Source organism: Mycobacterium sp. NGS45 (assembly GCF_059812645.1).
Map to the genome: position 1 here is coordinate 109,287 of NZ_JCALDB010000001.1, position 18,393 is coordinate 127,679.

The 18,393-nt window shown below is 67.1% G+C and carries 13 protein-coding genes; 8 read left to right on the forward strand and 5 right to left on the reverse strand.

The genetic code is table 11. The features are described 5' to 3' along the window. The 4 genes from AC5Y3P_RS00490 to AC5Y3P_RS00505 are packed head-to-tail and all read left to right on the forward strand — an operon-like array spanning position 1 to position 4,761. The gene (locus AC5Y3P_RS00490) at positions 1 to 1,650 is read left to right on the forward strand and encodes an acyl-CoA synthetase (protein WP_500043929.1); all 1,650 of its coding nucleotides are present in this window, start codon (positions 1 to 3) and stop codon (positions 1,648 to 1,650) included. Next, positions 1,647 to 2,507, forward strand: a complete 861-nt coding sequence (locus AC5Y3P_RS00495) for an amidohydrolase family protein (RefSeq protein ID WP_500043930.1) — start codon at positions 1,647 to 1,649, stop codon at positions 2,505 to 2,507. The genes AC5Y3P_RS00490 and AC5Y3P_RS00495 overlap by 4 nt, the downstream gene beginning before the upstream one ends. 4 nt (positions 2,508 to 2,511) lie before the next feature. Next, positions 2,512 to 3,558 carry an acyl-CoA dehydrogenase family protein gene (locus AC5Y3P_RS00500; RefSeq protein WP_500043931.1) on the forward strand — a complete coding sequence of 349 codons (1,047 nt, stop codon included), beginning with the start codon at positions 2,512 to 2,514 and terminating at the stop codon, positions 3,556 to 3,558. Between the two features lie 9 nt (positions 3,559 to 3,567). Beyond that, the gene (locus AC5Y3P_RS00505; protein WP_500043932.1) at positions 3,568 to 4,761 is read left to right on the forward strand and encodes an acyl-CoA dehydrogenase family protein; all 1,194 of its coding nucleotides are present in this window, start codon (positions 3,568 to 3,570) and stop codon (positions 4,759 to 4,761) included. A gap of 85 nt (positions 4,762 to 4,846) precedes the next feature. Here the strand turns inward: AC5Y3P_RS00505 and AC5Y3P_RS00510 are convergent, their stop codons facing one another. The 3 genes from AC5Y3P_RS00510 to AC5Y3P_RS00520 all read right to left on the reverse strand — a co-directional run bounded on the left by AC5Y3P_RS00510 (position 4,847) and on the right by AC5Y3P_RS00520 (position 8,851). Beyond that, positions 4,847 to 6,058 (reverse strand): CaiB/BaiF CoA transferase family protein, encoded by a 1,212-nt coding sequence (locus AC5Y3P_RS00510; protein ID WP_500044253.1) that lies wholly within the window; start codon positions 6,056 to 6,058, stop codon positions 4,847 to 4,849. 40 nt (positions 6,059 to 6,098) lie between these two features. Further along, entirely contained in the window at positions 6,099 to 7,535 is a 1,437-nt protein-coding gene (locus AC5Y3P_RS00515; protein WP_500044254.1) for an aldehyde dehydrogenase family protein, read from the reverse strand. Between the two features lie 68 nt (positions 7,536 to 7,603). Continuing rightward, positions 7,604 to 8,851, reverse strand: a complete 1,248-nt coding sequence (locus AC5Y3P_RS00520) for an amidohydrolase family protein (protein WP_500043933.1) — start codon at positions 8,849 to 8,851, stop codon at positions 7,604 to 7,606. Positions 8,852 to 9,041: 190 nt separating this feature from the next. On the opposite strand from AC5Y3P_RS00520, the gene AC5Y3P_RS00525 reads away from it, so the two are divergent. Then, positions 9,042 to 10,067: an NAD-dependent epimerase/dehydratase family protein gene (locus AC5Y3P_RS00525; RefSeq protein WP_500043934.1), complete on the forward strand. Its 1,026-nt coding sequence runs from the start codon at positions 9,042 to 9,044 to the stop codon at positions 10,065 to 10,067. A 148-nt stretch (positions 10,068 to 10,215) separates the two neighbouring features. On the opposite strand, the gene AC5Y3P_RS00530 is transcribed toward AC5Y3P_RS00525, so the two are convergent. Beyond that, the gene (locus tag AC5Y3P_RS00530; protein ID WP_500043935.1) at positions 10,216 to 11,364 is read right to left on the reverse strand and encodes a thiolase family protein; all 1,149 of its coding nucleotides are present in this window, start codon (positions 11,362 to 11,364) and stop codon (positions 10,216 to 10,218) included. Between the two features lie 263 nt (positions 11,365 to 11,627). Here AC5Y3P_RS00530 and AC5Y3P_RS00535 point away from each other — a divergent pair, with 263 nt between their 5' ends. The 3 genes from AC5Y3P_RS00535 (at position 11,628) to AC5Y3P_RS00545 (ending at position 16,592) form a co-directional block, all read left to right on the forward strand. Further along, positions 11,628 to 13,766 (forward strand): molybdopterin-dependent oxidoreductase, encoded by a 2,139-nt coding sequence (locus tag AC5Y3P_RS00535; RefSeq protein ID WP_500044255.1) that lies wholly within the window; start codon positions 11,628 to 11,630, stop codon positions 13,764 to 13,766. 112 nt (positions 13,767 to 13,878) lie between these two features. Then, positions 13,879 to 15,387 (forward strand): aldehyde dehydrogenase family protein, encoded by a 1,509-nt coding sequence (locus AC5Y3P_RS00540; protein WP_500044256.1) that lies wholly within the window; start codon positions 13,879 to 13,881, stop codon positions 15,385 to 15,387. Beyond that, the gene (locus tag AC5Y3P_RS00545) at positions 15,384 to 16,592 is read left to right on the forward strand and encodes a cytochrome P450 (protein ID WP_500043936.1); all 1,209 of its coding nucleotides are present in this window, start codon (positions 15,384 to 15,386) and stop codon (positions 16,590 to 16,592) included. Before AC5Y3P_RS00540 ends, AC5Y3P_RS00545 begins: the two co-directional genes overlap by 4 nt. Positions 16,593 to 16,740: 148 nt before the next feature. Here AC5Y3P_RS00545 and AC5Y3P_RS00550 read toward each other — a convergent pair whose 3' ends face one another. Continuing rightward, positions 16,741 to 18,375: an acyl-CoA synthetase gene (locus AC5Y3P_RS00550; RefSeq protein ID WP_500043937.1), complete on the reverse strand. Its 1,635-nt coding sequence runs from the start codon at positions 18,373 to 18,375 to the stop codon at positions 16,741 to 16,743. Positions 18,376 to 18,393: the final 18 nt, after the last annotated feature.

An 18,393-nucleotide genomic window follows, 5' to 3' on the forward strand; every position in this document is an offset into this window, starting at 1 on the left:
ATGACGCAGTGGACACTCGGCGCGGTGCTGGATGCCATCGCCGAGGTGGTGCCGGATCGCGTGATGACGATCTCCGGTGACCGGCGCAGCACCTACGCCGAAACCGCCGAGCGGACCCGGCGGCTGGCCAACTATCTGGCGCAGCAGGGTTTTGGCGCGCACACCGAGCGTGCCCAGTTGCAGAACTGGGAGTGCGGCCAAGACCGGGTAGCGCTGATCATGCACAACGACCTGTACCCGGACATGGTGCTGGCCTGTCTGAAGGCGCGGGTGGTGCCGGTCAACGTGAACTATCACTACACCCCAGGCGAGGTCGCTGAGCTGCTGGCCTACCTCGCTCCGCGCGGGGTGATCTATCACCGCGGGTTGGGAGCGAAGTTCGTCGAGGTGCTGCCCGGCGGCGCCGAACTGCTGATCTCGATCGACGACGGCAGCGCCGCACCGGATCTGCCCGGAGCGATTTCCCTCGACGATGCGGTGGCGGCCGGCGGCACCGACGCGCACATCCAACCGTCCCCGGACGATCTGATCATGGTGTGCACCGGTGGCACCACCGGTCGGCCCAAGGGTGTGCTGTGGCGCCAGGCCGACATGTACGTCGCCTCGATGAACGGCGCCGACCACGCGACGGTCAGCGAGATTCACGACAAGCTGGGCAGCCAGGGCCCGCCGTGGTTCGCGGTGTCACCATTGATGCATGCGGCCGGACTGTGGACGGCGTTCTCGGCAGTGCTGAACGGACAAACCGTTGTGCTGCACGACACCTCGAAGAGTTTCGACCCGCGCACTGTGCTGCAGACCGCTGAACGTGAGAAGGTCGGCCTGATGACGATGGTCGGTGACGCCTACGCCGGGCCGATCGTCGAAGAACTCGGCCGCAACAGCTATGACCTCTCGGGCCTGTTCGCGATCGGGACCGGGGGAGCGGGCACCAATCTGCGCAACCAGCAGGCCCTGCTGGAGCACCTGCCCAACATCACGTTGATCAACGGTTACGGGTCCTCGGAAACCGGCAACATGGGATTCGGCCACAACCAGCGCGGCAACCACACCGAGACGTTCACCTTCCGCGACGGCGGACTGGTGCTGGCCGACGACTACAGCCGATTCCTGGAGCCGGGCGAGGACCAGGTGGGTTGGGTGGCCCGCACCGGACGAATTCCGCTCGGCTACTTCAACGATGCCGAAGGCACCGCCACCACCTTCCCCGAAGTGGGCGGTGTCCGGGTGGTGATCTCCGGGGATCGGGCAGCCATCGAAGCAGACGGCACGCTGCGGCTCTACGGCCGAGATTCGTTGGTGGTCAACACCGGTGGTGAGAAGGTGTTCGTCGAAGAGGTCGAGGAAGTACTGCGCGCGCACCCCGGGGTGCGCGACGCTCTGGTGGTGGGCCGGCCCAGCCCCCGCTGGGGCGAGGAAGTGGTCGCCCTGGTGGCCCGCAGTGCCGGCGCGGCCGTCGACGCCGCCGAACTGCACGACGCCGTCGTGGCTCGGCTGGCCCGGTTCAAGGCTCCGAAAGAGGTGCTGTTCGTCGATCGGGTGCGCCGGCTGGGCAATGGCAAAGCCGACTATCGATGGGCCAAACAGCAGGCAACCCGGGAAAACTCCGTTTCGGCCGGGTTGGTCGACGTCGAACGAGGGACGAGATGACAGAGCACGAACAGCGCGACGGTGCCCGGAGTCGGGTCATCGACTGTCTGGTCAACGTGCACTTCGGCGAGACCGAGGTGCAACCGAAGTTCATGACCAAGGTGCGCGACGACTACTTCAAGGGCCCCAAGTCCATGTTCGACCCGGTCGACATGGGCGAACTGCTCGAGGAGATGGACGAGCACGGGGTTGAAAAAGCGATCCTGATGGACAACCTGGCCAAGCCGTCGGTGACCGCCCGCAAGTTCGTCGAAGCCCGCCCGGACCGGTTCACGCTCGCAATGGGCGGCGTCAACCTGCTGCGACCGGTCGCCAGCCTGCGGGAACTCACCGCGGTGGCGGCCGACCTGCCGGTCACCTATACCGTTGTCGGGCCCAGCTTCTGGGGCGACGGACAGTACCCGCCCAGCGACGCGGTGTACTACCCGCTGTACGCCAAGTGCGCCGAGATCGGTTTGCCGCTGTGCGTCAACACCGGCCTGCCCGGCCCACCGATCCCGGGCGAAGTGCAGAACCCGATCCACCTGGACCGGGTGTGCGTGCGGTTCCCGGAGCTCAAACTGTGCATGATTCACGGTGCGGATCCCTGGTGGGACATCGCGATCCGGATGCTGATCAAGTACCAGAACCTGCGCCTGATGACCTCGGCATGGTCGCCTAAACGGCTGCCCGAAGAGTTGCTGCACTACATGCGCACTCGGGGGCCCAACAAGATCATCTTCGCCTCGGACTGGCCGGTGCTACGTCAGCACCGGGTGGTTCCCGAGGCCAGAGCACTCGACCTGCCGGCTGAGGTGCTGGACAACTACCTCTACGGCAACGCACAGCAGTTCTTCTTCGAAACCCAGGAGCAGTAACCCGATGGATCGCTACGAATTGCGTCGGCTGGACTACAGCCTGACCGAAGACCACAAGGACCTGCAGACGGCCTACCGGCAATTCTTCGACAGTCACTGCTCCATCGAAACCGTCTGGGCAGCAGAGGAAACCGGGTTCGACAAGAGCCTGTGGGAGCGGCTGTGCGCGATGGGGGCCACCACCATGGCGGTCGGCGAGCAGGCCGGCGGTGACGGCGCCACACTGGTGGACCTGACCCTGGTGGCCGAGGAACTCGGCCGGTCGTTGGCCCCGGTACCGTGGATCGACCACGTCGTCGCGGTGCGGTTATGGGAACGACTCGGCGGCGTGGACGCCGAAGCCGTCGCCGGAACCCGGGTGGTCGCCTTCGACGCGCACCCCGAGGCCAAGTCCGGGCGCCGGTTGATCGGATCCGCCTCGATCGCCGATCATGTCATCGTCCGTGACGGCGACGACGTCGTACTGCTCAGCCATGACACCCGCCCGGCGCGGGTGAACAACCTGGGCCGGTTGCCGATGGCCTGGGTGGACCCGGCCGCCGCCGATCACCGGGCGGTGCTCGGGTCAGGGGCGGCAGCAGCGGCGGAATGCGCTCGGGCACTTGATGAATGGCAGGTTCTGCAGGCCGCCGCACTGGCCGGCCTGGTGGAGCAGACCATGACCGTCGCCGCGGAGTTCGCCAAGACCCGCTACACCCTAGGGGTGCCGATCGGCACGCTGCAGGCCATCTCGCACCCACTGGCCAACATGGCGATCGTGGTGCAGAGCGGGCGCAACCTGGCGCACCGGGCGGCCTGGTTCCTGGACAACGAACCCCAAGAGCGTCCGGAACTTCCCGGTTGCGCGTTCGTGTTCATGACCGAGGAAGCGGCCAAGGCCGCCACCATGGCCACCCACATCCAGGGCGGACTCGGGGTCTCCACCGAGGCGGCCGCCACGGCATACCTGGTCCGGGCCCGGGGTTGGCCGTTGGCCGGCGGCGACCCAGGCGTCACCGCGCGCCACATCGCCGAACTCGTTGCCACCCGAGAAGCCGCTCAGGCCGGATAGGACAATCCCATGGATTTCACCAAAGTCGAACTCTCCGAAGAGGATCAAGCGTTCTACGACGAAGTGCGCAGATTCCTGGACGAGATCATCACCGAGGATGTGCTGCGCCGCGACCGGGAGACCGGTGACAACTTCGACGAGACCGTGCACCTGGCGCTGGGAGCCGCAGGTTATCTGGAAGGTGAGTGGAAGGCGCCCGAGGACGGCGGCTTCTCCCGGGTGCGGCGCCGGATCTGGGAGTTGGAGAAACGCCGGCATCATGTGCCCTGGGTGACCTGGGGGACGACGTCGTTGGTGGCGCGTTCGGTGCAGGCGTACGGCAAGCCCGAGCTGGTCGAGGAAGTAATGCCCAAGGTGTTCAGCGGACACGCGCGAATGTGCCTGGGCTACACCGAACCCGAGGGCGGATCGGACATCGCGACCTGTAAGACCAGGGCGGTGCGGGATGGCGATCAGTGGGTGATCAACGGCTCCAAGATGTTCACCACCGGAGCGCACAACTGCCAATACGTCTTCTTGATCACCAACACCGACCCGAGCGCCCCGAAGCACAAGAGCCTGAGTATGTTCCTGGTGCCGTTGGACCTTCCGGGCATCGAGATCCAGGGCATCCGCACCATCGACGGCGATCGCACCAACATCGTCTACTACAGCGATGTCCGGGTCGACGACAAATATCTGCTGGGTGAGGCCAACAACGGATGGGCGGTGCTGCGCGGGCCATTGGACGCCGAGCACGGCGCGGTCGCGGCCGCGCCGGACGGCCTGCAGGACCCGGCGATCATGGCGCATCAGGCCGGCTTCATGGTCAACGCGGTGGATCGCGCCGCCGCCGTCGTCGGCCGGGTGGGCCCGGACGGTAACCGCGCCGTGGACGAGGGTTCGGTGGCCTACCGGCTGGGCCGCAGCGTGGCCCGGATGGAGGCTTGTTTGAGTGCGCCCAGCATCTTCGGCCGGGTGGCCCAAGCCCAGACCATGCGTGACATCGGTCCGGACGTGATGGACATCCTGGGCAGTGCAGCGGCGTTGCCGATCGAAACCGACGGCACCGTCGACGACGGTCGCTCCGAGTACATCTACCGGTTCGCGCCACTGGCCGGCATCTACGGCGGATCACTCGAGGTGTTCCGCAACATGATCGCGCAGCACGTGCTGGGTCTGGGCAAGCCGAACTACTCGCCGCCCAAGGTGAAAGTGTCGTAGCCACCGCCTGCCGGCGCAGCCTCGGCGAAACAGTCCGGGTCGTCACCGTTCAACGGTGACGACCCGGTCTGTTTGGCGGGCCTGATCAGGCGATCGCGCCGGACTCCTTGAGTTCTTCGATGCGGTCCCAGTCCAGCCCGATGTCCATCAGCACCAACTCGGTGTGCTCGGACGCCTGCGGCGCCCGGGTGGTCTCCAACGGCTCGTGGTTGAACTGCACCGGTCCGCGCACCACCTTGAACGGTTTACCACCGTCGGCCGGCTCCACCTCGACGATCATGTCGTTGGCCACGGCCTGCTCGTCGGTGGCGATGTCGACCAGGCTCTGGAACGGCGCCCACTGGCCCTTCATGGTCTTGAGGTGCTGACGCCAGTACTCGAACGGCTTGGCGGCGATCGCCTTGGTGATCAGTTCGACACCCTCGTTGGCGTTCTGGATCAGCGGCATCACATCGTTGAACCGCGGATCGTCGGCCAACTCCGGCAGACCCAGATGCTCCCAGGTGTCCCGGATGTAGCCGGTGGGGCTGACGATGCACAAGTTGATGGTGCCGCCGTCGGAGGTCTGGTAGTTGGCCATGAACGGATTGACCGAACTGACGTCGCCGGGCATCAGCGATCGCATGGTCTCACCGGTCTCCATGCCCTGGGTGACGCTGGCCCCGGCCGCCCACCAGGCCGTGCTCAGCAGCGAGACGTCGATCTCGGCGGTCTCCCCGGTGCGCTCTCGGTGAAACAGCGCCGCCGAGATGCCGCCGGCGATGTTCATCCCGCCGATCGAGTCGCCGAAGGCCGGAATGCCCTGCGGCAGTGCGCCGTCGATGGCTTCCGGGGTGAGTGCGTGGCCCACACCGCTGCGGGTCCAGAATGCGGTGCCGTCGAAGCCGCCGGTGTCCCGGTCGGGGCCCTTGTCGCCGTAGGCGCTGCCCCGGGCGTAGATGATGTTCGGGTTGACCGCGCGGATGTGCTCGACGTCGAACTTGTTGCGCTGCCGCTGACCGGGCAGGTAATTGGTCAGGAACACATCGGCGGTCTTGGCGATCTCGTAGAGCACTTCCTGGCCGCCCGGCGTGGAGACGTCGATGCCGATGCTGCGCTTGCCACGGTTGGGATGTTCGATCAGCGGGTGCCGGTCGGGGTCCAACTCGAACCCGCCCATGTTGATGAAACCGCGCTGGGTGTCACCGCGCACCGGGTGCTCCACCTTGATCACGTCGGCGCCCCAGTCGGCCAGGATCGCCCCGGCGGCCGGAACGAAGGTGAACTGCGCGACCTCGAGCACCCGAACGCCCTGCATCGGCTTGAACACGGAACCCCTCTCCTGTCGGGCGCCGGGTCTAGGCCGGATGCCCGATCGTCTTGATTTCCAGGTACTCCCGGAATCCTTCGTCGCCGTTGCGTCGGCCCAGCCCACTCTGCTTGGTGCCGCCGAACGGGCTGGTGAGGCCGAAGTGGCTACGACCGTTGACCGTCACGTTACCCGTTCGCAGGCGTTGGGCGATACAAAAGGCCCGCGAAGTGTCAACCCCGGTCACTTCCCCGGAGAGTCCGTAGATCGAGTTGTTGGCGATCGCGACGGCCTCGTCGTCGGTGTCGTAGGGGATCACGGTGAGCACCGGCCCGAAGATCTCCTCCTGGGCGATCTGCGCATCAGGGTCCACGTCGACCAGCAGCGTCGGCTCGGTGTAATAGCCGTGTGGGAGCTGTTCGGGGATGCCGCCGCCGGTGATCAACCGGGCGCCGGCGTCGATCCCGGAGCGGATCAGGCCGAGCACCTTCTGCTGCTGGGCCGCGCTGATCTGCGGGCCCTGCAGCACGCCCGGATCCCACGGATCGCCGACCGCGGTGCCCTCCAGCGCGGTCTTCAGGATCTCGATGCCCTCGTCGTAGCGGCTGCGCGGCAACAGGATCCGGCTGGCCATGATGCAGGCCTGGCCGCTCATCACGGTGGCCACCATCGCCGCCATCGGCAGGCACTTGTCGAACTTGGCGTCGTCGAGCACGATGTGCGCCGACTTGCCGCCGAGTTCCATCATGGTCTTCTTGACCGTCGGTGCTGCCGCGACCAGAATCGCCCGACCCGTGGCCGTCGACCCGGTGAACGAAATCATGTCCACCCGCGGGTCGGCCGACAATGCTGCACCGACCTCGTTGGCGTTGGAGGTGACGACGTTGAACACCCCGGCCGGGATGTCGGTCTCCTCGGCGACGATGCGGCCCAGCTCGGTGCCCGACCACGGAGTCAGCTGCGCCGGTTTGAGCACGACGGTGTTGCCGGCCATCAGGGCCGGGACGCTCTGCGCGACGTTGAGGTACAGCGGCACGTTCCACGGTGTGATCGCGCCGACCACGCCGACCGGGTCGAACTGCAGGGTGCGGCGGGCGGTGCCGATCACCGCCCGGTGGATCCCGGTGTCCTGCAGGTACTCGAAGTCGCGCCCGTAGTCGGCCCAGTGCTTCACCTCGGCAATCGGGTCCTCGATCTGGCTGCCGGTGACGCTGACCGGGCACCCCACTTCGGTGACCACGATCCGGCGCAGCCGCTCCTTGTTGCGGTCCAGGGCGTGGTGCAGCTGCATCAGGCAGTGGTGACGGAACGCGACGTCGCGCGACCATTCGGACTCGTCGAAGCCGCGGCGGGCCGCCGCGATGGCGCGGTCCAGGTCGGCGACGGTGCCGTCGGCGGCCTGCCCGATCACCTGGCCGTTGCCGGGATGCTCGACGTCGAACAACGCGCCGGTGCCGCTGTGCTGCAGTTCGCCGTCGATCAGCATGCGTGCCTCGCCGGCGAGAATTCCGGTGTCGCCGGCGGTTTCGGATTCCTGCGTCTGGGTCACGGCGATCAGCCCGCCGGTGCCGTCAGGTGCGGGGCGTGCGCCGCCTCGGGGTCCGGGTTGGCGATCGGCAGACCCATGAACCGCCGGGCGTTGTCGCCCATGAAGTCATAGGTGCGGCGCACATCCATGCCCTCGGCGTAGCGCCAGAACCCCTTGGGTTCGGGCAGGCCTTCCGGATGCGGATAGTCCGACCCGAACAGCACCTTGTCCCAGCCCACGGTGTTGACCACGTCGGACACACAGCCCTCCCAGAACGGGCTGACCCAGATGTTGCGCCGGAACACCTCATGCGGGTGCTCGGGGAAGTTCTGCGGCATCTTCTTGGCCAGATCCTCGAAGTCGTTGAACAACGGGAAGATCCAGCCGCTGCCGTTCTCGACACTGGCAATCCGCAGTTTCGGGAACCGGGTCAGGGTGCCGTGGCAGATCAGCGCGGTGATCATGTCCGCGATCTCCCGGTGCCCGAGCACCATCCAGCGGAAAGCGCTCTGCGCCATGAAGTTCTGGGTGTGCGGCGGTTCCCACTTGTTGACGTAGTCGTCCAGTGGCGGATAGCTGGCGTGCAGCACGATCGGGAGGCCGGCGGCTTCGACGTCGCGCCAGAACGGGTCGAACTCCGGCAGCGCCGGGGATCGCCAACCGTGCAGGCCGTTGACCGGGCCGGGTTTGATCAACGCGGCCTTGGCGCCGTTGGCCAGGATGAATTCCAGTTCGCGCTGGGCGGCGTCGACCTCGGAGAGGTTGAGGATCGGGGTGGTGAACACCCGGTCCTGGTAGTTGAAGCTCCAGTGCTCGAGGATCCACTCGTTGAGCGCGTGGATGATCGCCAGGGTCAGCTGCGGATCGTCGGCGCTGGAGTGCTCCACCAGGCTGCCCAAAGTCGGGTAGTTGAGTGCCTCGACGACGCCCTGCCGATCCAGCTCGGTGACCCGGTCGGCCGGGTTGCGGGTGGCCGCGGGTGCCTCGATGGCCTTGCCCTGCATTTCCCGCAGGGTCAGACCCTCGGTGTTCTCGCCGGCGAAGAACTTCTCGTGCGCCCCCGGGGCGGCGACCCGTTCGAAGGTCGGATTCGGGATGAAGTCGGTGACCCGGTTGTTGATCACCACCCGGGTCTGCCTGCCGATCTGGGCGTACTGCACGGCACGCTGGTAGCGCTCGGGCAGGAACTTCGTCAGCGCGTCGACGGTCTCGTACATGTGCTGATCGGCGTCGAAGATCGGCGCATCCCGAAACTGCTCACTGGGCTGGTTCATGGCGATCTCCCTCGCGGCGCGAGCACTGCTGTCGGACGGTTGGTTGAAAACACTACCGTAAGGGATTCGGTTGTCACTACGGTGGCGGCGGGATCAGGTCGGATTTGTTCGATCGACCAACAAAACCGCGGTCGCTACGGTAAGCACTTTGGTAACCACCTTTCGTCGCGTTGGAACCAGGAGATTTGTCATGCCCGCAGGAGTGCCCCAACGAGCGCTGGTGATGGGAGCCAGCGGCAACGTCGGCGCGTGTGTCACCCGACATCTGGTGCAGCGCGGCGACGACGTGCGGGTGCTGTTGCGCCGGTCCAGTTCGACCAAGGGCATCGAGGGCTTGGACGTGCAGCGGCACTACGGCGACATCTTCGACACCGAGGCCGTCGCCGCGGCGATGGCCGATCGCGACGTGGTGTACTACTGCGTCGTCGACACCCGCGCCGAACTGAACGATCCGGCTCCGCTGTTCCGGACCAACGTCGAAGGGCTGCGCAATGTGCTCGACGTCGCGGCCCGGGCCGATCTGAGCCGGTTCGTCTTCACCAGCACCATCGGTGCGATCGCGATCAGCGACGACGGCCGGCCGGTCGACGAGGACACCCCGTTCAACTGGGCCGAGCAGGGCGGCTCCTACATCGCCTCCCGGCGTGCTGCCGAGGAGTCGGTGCTGTCCTACGTCGCCGAGCACGGCCTGCCCGCGGTGGTGATGAACGTGTCCAACCCGTTCGGCCCACCGGACCTGCAGCCGCGCCAAGGCTTGTTCGTCAAGCTCGCGGCGCTGGGCAAGATGCCGGTTTACGTGCGGGGGATCGGATCGGAGGTGGTGTGCATCGACGCCGTCGCCGACGCGATGCTGCTGGCCGCGGAAAAGGGCCGGATCGGCGAGCGCTACATCATCTCGGACCGCTACATGAGCCAGCGTGAACTCATGACCATCGCGGCCGAGGCGACCGGTGCCAAGCCGCCCAGGTTCGGCGTGCCGATGGCCGCGGTGCACGGCGTGACGCGGGTACTGTGGGTGCTGGCCGGGCTGACCGGAAAGGACGTTCCGCTCGGCCGGGATTCGGCCCGCCTGATGGAGTTGACCTCCCCGGCCGACCACGGCAAGGCCACCCGCGAGCTCGGCTGGACGCCGCGGCCGGTCGAAGAGGCGATCCGAGCCGCGGCCCGGCACCATGTCGAGCAGGCCGCGGCGCGCGATGCGGTCGGGGTCAACTAGACCGACGCCCAGGTTCAATCTCGCCGAGGTGTTACGCGGGCGGTCCGCGCGGCAGACGGTCTGGTGGTTCGCGAAACATGAATTGTTGTACGGATTTTGCGAACAACTCGTACAACAATTCATGTTTCACGGGTGAGTTGGGGCGGGTTCAGCGGGTCAGGACCGCCGCGGCCGCGGTGCCCGGGGCGCCGTAGAGCTGGGTGAAGCCCACCCTCGGGTTGCCCGGCACCTGGCGCTCACCGGCCTCACCGCGTAGCTGCCGCACGATCTCGTGCATCTGACGCAGACCGGAGGCGCCGATCGGCTCACCGTTGGCAATCAATCCGCCGTCGGTGTTGATCGGCAGCGCGCCACCGATCTCGGTGGCGCCATCGGCCAGCAGCTTCTCCTGGTCGCCGTCGGCGCAGAAACCGCCCTCGGCCATGTGGATGATCTCCGCGCCGGCGTCGGTGTCCTGCAACTGGATCACGTCGACATCCTCGGGGGCCACGCCGGCCTTCTCGAAGGCCGCCCGCGCCGCGTACACCGTCGGGGCGACGTCCTCGTCGACCGGGGCGAACGTGGTGTTCACCTCGTAGGCGCCGTAGCGCCGGGTGCGCACCTCGACCGAACGCAGATACACCGGCTTGTCGGTGTAGCGGTGCGCGATGTCGGCCCGGCACATCACCACCGCGGCCGCGCCCTCGTCCGGCGCGCAGAACATGTACTGCGTCAGCGGATAGTTCAGCATGGTCGAGTTGAGAATCTCGTCCTCGGGGATCGGCTTGCGCCGGAACGCATTCGGATTGAGTGCCCCGTTGCGGAAGTTCTTCGCGGCGACCTTGGCCAAGGTGGCCTGCGAGATACCGTGGTCGTGCAGGTAGCGGTTGGCCTTCATGCCGAAGAACTGGGTGGTCAGGTACTGGCCGTTCTCGGCGTACCAGCGCGGCATCCCGACCAGAGCCGGGTCCTCGGTGAACGCGCCCTTGGGATGTTTGTCCAGGCCCACCGCGAGGCCAATGTCATAGTCGCCGAGCCGGATTCCGTCCGCGCACACCTTGGCCGCGCTGGCCGCCGTCGCGCAAGCGTTGAACACGTTGGTGAACGGGATGCCGGTCAACCCGACCATCCCGACAATCGCGTCCGGGTTGGCGACGGTCCAGCTGCCGCCGGTCGCAGCGCCGATGTCGCTCCACTGCACGCCGGCGTCGGCGACCGCGGCGACCATCGCATCGACACCCATCTGCATGGCGGTCTTGCCTTCGAACCGGCCGAAGGGATGCAGACCTACGCCGATGATGGCCACGTCGTTGCTCACTACAGGTCCCCTCTTGTCCGATCGGTCGGGTCGCGTCGGGCCGATGGCCGGCGACGGCGAATCGACTGGATTCAGCCGCCCAACCGTAACACTTACAGTAGCTTATCTAGTGCACTGCTCGGACGGCTAGGAAGGCGGTCCTCATGGTCCACGCCGCAGAGCCCACCTCGGTGGCCCACGACGAACCACGCGAGGGCGGCGGTCCGGCCGCCAAGACCGAACTTCGCACCACGTTCTGCCGGATCTGTGAACCGTTGTGCGGCATGATCGCCACCGTCGAAGACGGCCGCCTGGTCTCACTGCGGCCTGACCGGGAGCATCCGCTGTCGGCGGGCTTCGCCTGCCCCAAGGGCATTGCGTTCACCGAGGTGGTCAACGACCCGGATCGGGTCACCACACCACTGCGACGCACCCCGGACGGCTTCGAACCGGTCGGCTGGGATGCGGCGCTCGACGACATCGCGGCCCGGCTGACCGCCATCCACCGCCGGGACGGTTCGGGTGCGGTGGGCTGGTACTTCGGCAATCCGACCGCGTTCAGCTATTCGCATCTGCTCGCGGTGTTCCCGTTCATCAAGGGGCTGGGTCGGCGCTCGCACCTGTTCACCGCTTCCTCACAGGACACCAGCAACCGGTTGGTGGCCAGCCAACTGCTCTACGGCGCCCCGACCGCGGTGCCGATCCCGGACCTGATGCGCACCGATCTGTTCGTCATGCTGGGCACCAATCCGGTTGTGTCGCACGGCAGTTTCCTGACTGTGCCGCGGATCAAGGACCGGCTGCACGACATCGTGAAACGCGGTGGTCGGGTGGTGGTGATCGACCCGCGCCGCACCGAGACCGCCGAACAGTTCGAGTGGCTGGGCATCGTGCCCGACGGCGACGCCTACCTGCTGCTGTCGCTGCTGCAGGTGATGTTCGACGAGGACCTGGTGGACGCTGCGGCGGTGGCAGCGCAGGCCGACGACCTGGATTGGTTGCGCGCGCAGTGCGCGTCGTTCCCGCCGGAGGCCACCGCGGTGCGTACCGGCATTGACCCCGCCGCGGTGCGCAGCCTGGCCCGGGATCTGGTCGCCACCCCGCGGGCTGCGGTGTACGGCCGGTTCGGCACCTGCGTCGGCCGCAACGGCACCCTGACCGCGTACCTGATCGACGTGGTCAACCTGGTGGCCGGCAAGCTGGATCGCCCCGGCGGCAGCGTGTTCAGCACGTTGGGTGCGCCCGGACAACGACTGGGTTCGGCGCTGATGGGCGCCGTGTTGCGTCGGGCCTACCGGCGCAAACGCACCCGGGTGGGCGGATTCCCGTCGGTCCTGATGGCCGAGCCGGCCGCGTTGATGGCCAAGGAGATCAGCACACCCGGGGCCGATCAGATCCGCGCGCTGTTCGTCAGCGCCGGTAACCCGGTGCTGTCGGTACCCAACGGCGACGAACTCGAAGCCGCCCTCGACGGGCTCGAGCTGATGGTGGGCCTGGACTTCTACCTCACCGAGACCATGGCGCACTGCGACTACGTGCTGCCGGTGACCACGATGTACGAGCGGGACGACTTCCCGATCACCTTCCAGATGTTCCAGGGCACCCCGTTCCGCCAGGCCACCGAAGCGGTGGTGGCACCCCGCGGCCAGGCGCGTACCGAGTGGACGATCATCGACGATCTGATGCGTCGAATGTCCACGGCGACACCGGCTTTTCGGTTGATCGGGTGGCTGCGCGGGCTGGTCGAGCGGACCGGCAGGCAGTGGAGCCCGCGCGCCATGATGGATCTGGTGATCCGGACCTCGGCCGGCGGGGACTTGTTCGGGCTGCGCCGTGGCGGCCTGAGCTTTCGCACACTGACCACCCAACGCCCGCACGGTGTGGTGGTCGAACCCGATGTGCGCACCGGGGTGTTGCGTTCGGTGGTGGTGTACCGCCGGGGTCGCATCCGGTTGGCGCACGACGAGATCGCCGACGAGATCGCTGCGCTCACCCGACGCCCGGCGCCGGCCGAGTTCCCGATGCGGTTGATCGGGATGCGGGAACCGCGTTCGGAGAATTCCTGGATGCACAACGCCGCGCAGTTGATGGCACCGGTGCTCAAACGCGGGGAGTTGGCGCACCGGGCCTTGATGCACGCCCTGGATGCCCGGGACCTGGGCATCGGCGCCGGCACGCGGATCCAGATCAGTTCGGCGACCGGCACCATCGAGATCCCGGTGGAGCTGACCGACGGCATGGTTCGCGGCACCATCGCGGTGCCGCACGGCTGGGGGCATCGGGGCACCGGGACCTGGCAGGTGGCCAACCGGGCCGGCGGCGTCAACGTCAACCAGCTGATGTCCAGCGATCCGGCCGATGTCGAGGCGCTCGCCGGGATGTCCTGGCTGACCGGCATCCCGGTCGCGGTCCGGCCCGCCTGATCGGTCCCGTCAGCACCGCCGTCGACCGCGATACTGTAACCTTTACCGTTGATAGTTCCGAATGGCTCGCGACGAAAGGGGTGTGCCAGTGGAACAGGGGGACGGTCATTTGGTGCTCGCCCGGCAGCCGCTTGCCGACGAGGAGCACGCCGACCTGCGTGCCCTGCTGGACGCCGCGCGCCGGGCCTTCGTGGCGGCAGGTCCGCCCGCGCTGGCGGAGCGGCTCAACCGGATCGACCGGCTGTCGGCGCTGGTGCTGGAGAACACCGAGGACTTCGTGACCGCGATGGCGGCCGATTTCGGCACCCGGTCGCGTTCGGCCTCGCTGTTCACCGAGGTGGTCGGCATCATGCCGGTGATCGAACACACCCGCAGCCACGTCGCGCAGTGGATGAAACCGGCCAGGTTGATGCGCCCGGCGCGGTGGTTCGGTCTGGCCGCCGACGTGCAACCGTCACCGCTGGGCGTGGTCGGCATCGTCGGGCCGTGGAACTTCCCGCTCAACCTGGTGGTGCTGCCGGCTGCCGCGGCGTTCGCGGCCGGCAACCGGGTGATGATCAAGATGTCGGAGGTCACGCCGCGCACCGCCGCGCTATTCGCAGAGTTGGCGCCGAAGTACTTCGATGCCACCGAGCTGGCGGTCGTCACCGGCGGGCCGGACGTCGCGGCACGGTTCTCCGCGCTGCCGTTCGATCACCTGTTCTTCACCGGATCGCCGGAGGTCGGGATGCTGGTGGGCCGGGCGGCCGCGCAGAACCTGGTTCCGGTGACCCTGGAACTCGGCGGTAAGAACCCGGTCGTGGTGGCTCCGGCCGCCCAGGTCGGCAAGGCCGCCGCCCGGATCGCCTCGGCCCGGATGGTCAACGGCGGACAGGTCTGTGTCTGCCCGGATTACGTGCTGGTGCCCGACGCCGAGGTCGAGGCGTTCATCGCGGCCGCGCGCCGAACGCTGACCGAGATGTTCGACAGCATCGTCGCGAACCCGGACTACTGCTCAAGCGTCAACGAAGCGAACTACGACCGGGTGCTGGGCTTGCTCGCGGACGCCGAGGCCAAGGGGGCCGAGGTGCAGCCGGTGGCCCCACCCGGTGAAACCCTGCCCGACCGGGCGTCGCGCAAGATCGCGCCGACCATCGTGCGCGGGGTGACCGAGGACATGCGGATTGCGCATGAAGAGATCTTTGGTCCGGTGCTGGTGGTGCAGGGCTACCGGGACGTCTCTGCGGCGATCGACTACGTCAACGAACGGCCCGCGCCGCTGGTAGCGTACTGGTACGGGCCCGACGACGACGATTTCCGCCGGTTCCTGCGCAACACCCGCAGCGGCGGGGTGGCCCGCAATGACTTTGCCGCCCAGATGATTCCGTCGGCTGCACCGTTCGGCGGCGTCGGCCGCAGCGGGATGGGCGCCTATCACGGCAAGGCCGGCTTCGACGCGTTCACCCACTACCGCACCGTGGTGGGGTCAGACCTGCCGTTCAGTATCACCGGCACGGCAGCGCCGCCGTTCCGCAAACCCATGCAGTGGTATGCCGACGCCTCGTTGTGGTTGGCGCGCAACCGGACTCGCCGTCGACTCCGGGGCCACCAGAAGAACCAGCATGCAGGAGTGAAGCCATGACCACGGCCGCCACGGTGGTGTTCGACCCGTTCTCCCAGGAGTTCTTCACCAGTCCGTATGAGACCTACCGCCGGATGCGCGCGGAAGCGCCGGTGTACTACAGCGACGAGTACGACTTCTATGCGCTGACCCGGCACGACGACGTCGCGGCCGCGTTCAAGGACCACGAGACCTACTCGTCGGCCTACGGTGTCGATCTGGCCCAGGTGCGCAAAGGGGTTGTCACCGAACATGGCTCGATCATCGCGATGGACCCGCCGGCGCACCGCCGGATGCGCAGCCTGCTGAACAAGGTGTTCACCCCGCGCGCCATCCAGGCCAGGCGCGAGCTGGTCATCGAGTTGATCGACAAGCACCTGGCGGCGGTGGACCCGGACGGGTTCGACTTCGTGCAGGACTTCTCGGCGCTGTTCCCGGTGGACGTGATGACCACCATGCAGGGCGTCCCCGACGAGGATCATCAGCAGATCCGGCTCTGGATCGATGACTTCCTGCATCGCGAGCCGGGCGAGGTCGAGATGAGCGCGGCCGGGCTGGAATCTGCCATCAACATGTCGGTGTACTACTACAAGCTGATCAAGAAGCGTCGCACCGAGCTGGGTGACGACCTAATCAGCAAGCTGATCGAGGCCGAGATCGAACGCGAAGACGGCAGCATGGAACCGCTGACCAACCTCGAAATCACGGAATTCGCCACACTTCTCGGCGGCGCCGGGGCCGAGACCGTGACCAAGCTGCTGGGCAACGCCGCCGTGGTGTTCGCGCAGAACCCTGATCAGTGGCAGAAACTGCTCGACGATCGCAGCAAGATCCCGGCCGCGGTCGAAGAGCTGCTGCGCTACGAAGCGCCCGCGCAGTACAACGTGCGCCGGTCGATGCGGGAAGTGACGTTGCACGGTGTGACCATCCCGGCCGGCGTGCCGGTGTTCCTGGTTGGCGGTTCGGCCAACCGGGATCCGGATGCCTGGACCGATCCGGACCGGTTCGACATCGATCGGGACCGCACCGAGGGCCAGAACCTGGGTCTGGGCTACGGGATCCACAGCTGTCTGGGTGCCGCCCTGGCTCGGCTGGAGAGTGTGATCGCACTGGAACGGATGCTGGACTTCATGCCGCGCTTCGAGGTGGACTTCGCCGGCTGCAAGCGGGTCAACATGCAGAACGTCGCGGGCTGGAGCAACGTCCCGGTCCGGGTGCTGCGCTGAGCGGGACGACCGCTGCCAGCCCAAACGCGTTGCCGCTCAACCATTTCCTTCCCGCTTATGTAATTCAATAAGCGCGAAGAAAATGGTTGAGCGCGAGAGCGGTCGGGCGGTGGGAAGAGCGGTGAGGGGGTAGCGACGGGCACCGAAGCTACTGGGTTGCTTGCTCTTTGGCCCAGCGGTAGTCGGCCTTGCCGGCCGGGCTGCGTACGATCTCGGGTCGGAACACCACAGCCTTGGGCAGCTTGTAGCGGGCCAGCAAGGTGGCGGCGTGTTCGATCAGCGCCCCGGCGTCCTCTTTGGCCTCGGGTTGCAGCGCGACGACCGCGACCACTTCCTGACCCCAGCGCTCACTGGGCCGGCCGGTGACCAGCACGTCCCGCACATCCGGGTGCGCGGCGATCGCGGTCTCCACCTCTTCGGCGAACACCTTCTCGCCGCCGGTGTTGATCGTCACCGAGTCCCGGCCCAGTAGCAGGATCGAGCCGTCGGCGAGGTGCTGGGCCCGGTCTCCCGGTATCGAATAGCGCACGCCGGCGATCACCGGAAAGGTCTTGGCGGTCTTGGCCGCATCGCCCAGGTAGCCCAGCGGGACGGCGCCGTGCTGGGCCAGCCAACCGAGGCCGTCGTGCCCGGACTGCAGCACGGAACTCAGGTCCTCGGCCACCACGGCAGTCTCCGGACCCGGGTTGAACGTGCCGGTGGACACCGCACCGGGTGCCGACATGTGCGTCATCTGCGCACCGGTCTCCGAGGAGCCGACACCGTCGACCACCACCAGGCCGGGTTTGACGTCGATCAACCGCTGCTTGGCGGTCGGCGTGAGCAGCGCACCGCCGTTGGCCACCACGTTCAGCGATGACACGTCGACGTCGCCGGTCTCGATGGCGTCGGCCAGCGGTCGGGCCATGGCGTCACCGACCACGGTCACCACCCCGGCCTGATGCTCGGCGATCTCGGCCAGCACCCGGTGCGGATCGAAGTTGGCGGTCGCCTCCGAGAACAGCACGGTGTTTCCGCCGGTCATGGCGGTCATCACGGCCCATTGCGCGGCACCGTGCATGAGCGGCGGCAGGATCATCATCGTCATACCGGGGTTGGCCGCAGCCCCCTCGACCAACTCTTCGATCGACGCTGCGGTGTGGCCGCTGTAGAGGTTCCGGCCGCCGAACGAGGCGACGTAGATATCGTGCTGCCGCCACAGCACGCCCTTGGGCATGCCGGTGGTGCCACCGGTGTAGAGCACGTACAGGTCGTCGGGATCCGGTTGCACCGGCACCGGACCGGGTGAGCTTTCGGCCAGCATGGTGTCGTAATCGACGGCGCCGTCCAACAATTCGTTGCCGGACTCGTCGGCGATCTGGATCAGTACCCGCAGCTTCGGCAGCTCGGGCAGTATCTCGGCGATCCGGGGTGCGAACGCCGCGTGGTAGAGCAGCGCGGTGGCCCCGGAATCGTTGAGCAGGTACTGCAACTCGCTCTTGACGTAGCGGTAGTTCACGTTGAACGGCGCGACCCGGGCCCGGAACGAACCGAACAGGGCGTCGACGTACTCCGGTCCGTTGTGCGCGTAGATGCCGAGCAGGTCTTGGCCGCTCTGATGCCCGTCCAGCCCGGAGCGCGGGGTGTGCGCACCCAGGCCCTGGCTGTGCAGGTAGTTGGCCAGCCGCCGCGAACGCTCGACCATGTCGGCGTAGCTGTATTGCCGCTTACCTTGGATCAGCAGAGTCCGGTCGGGTACGGCTGCGGCGATCGCGTCGAGTACGGCGGGAACCGTGAATTGCATTGCAGCTCCGATGTTTCG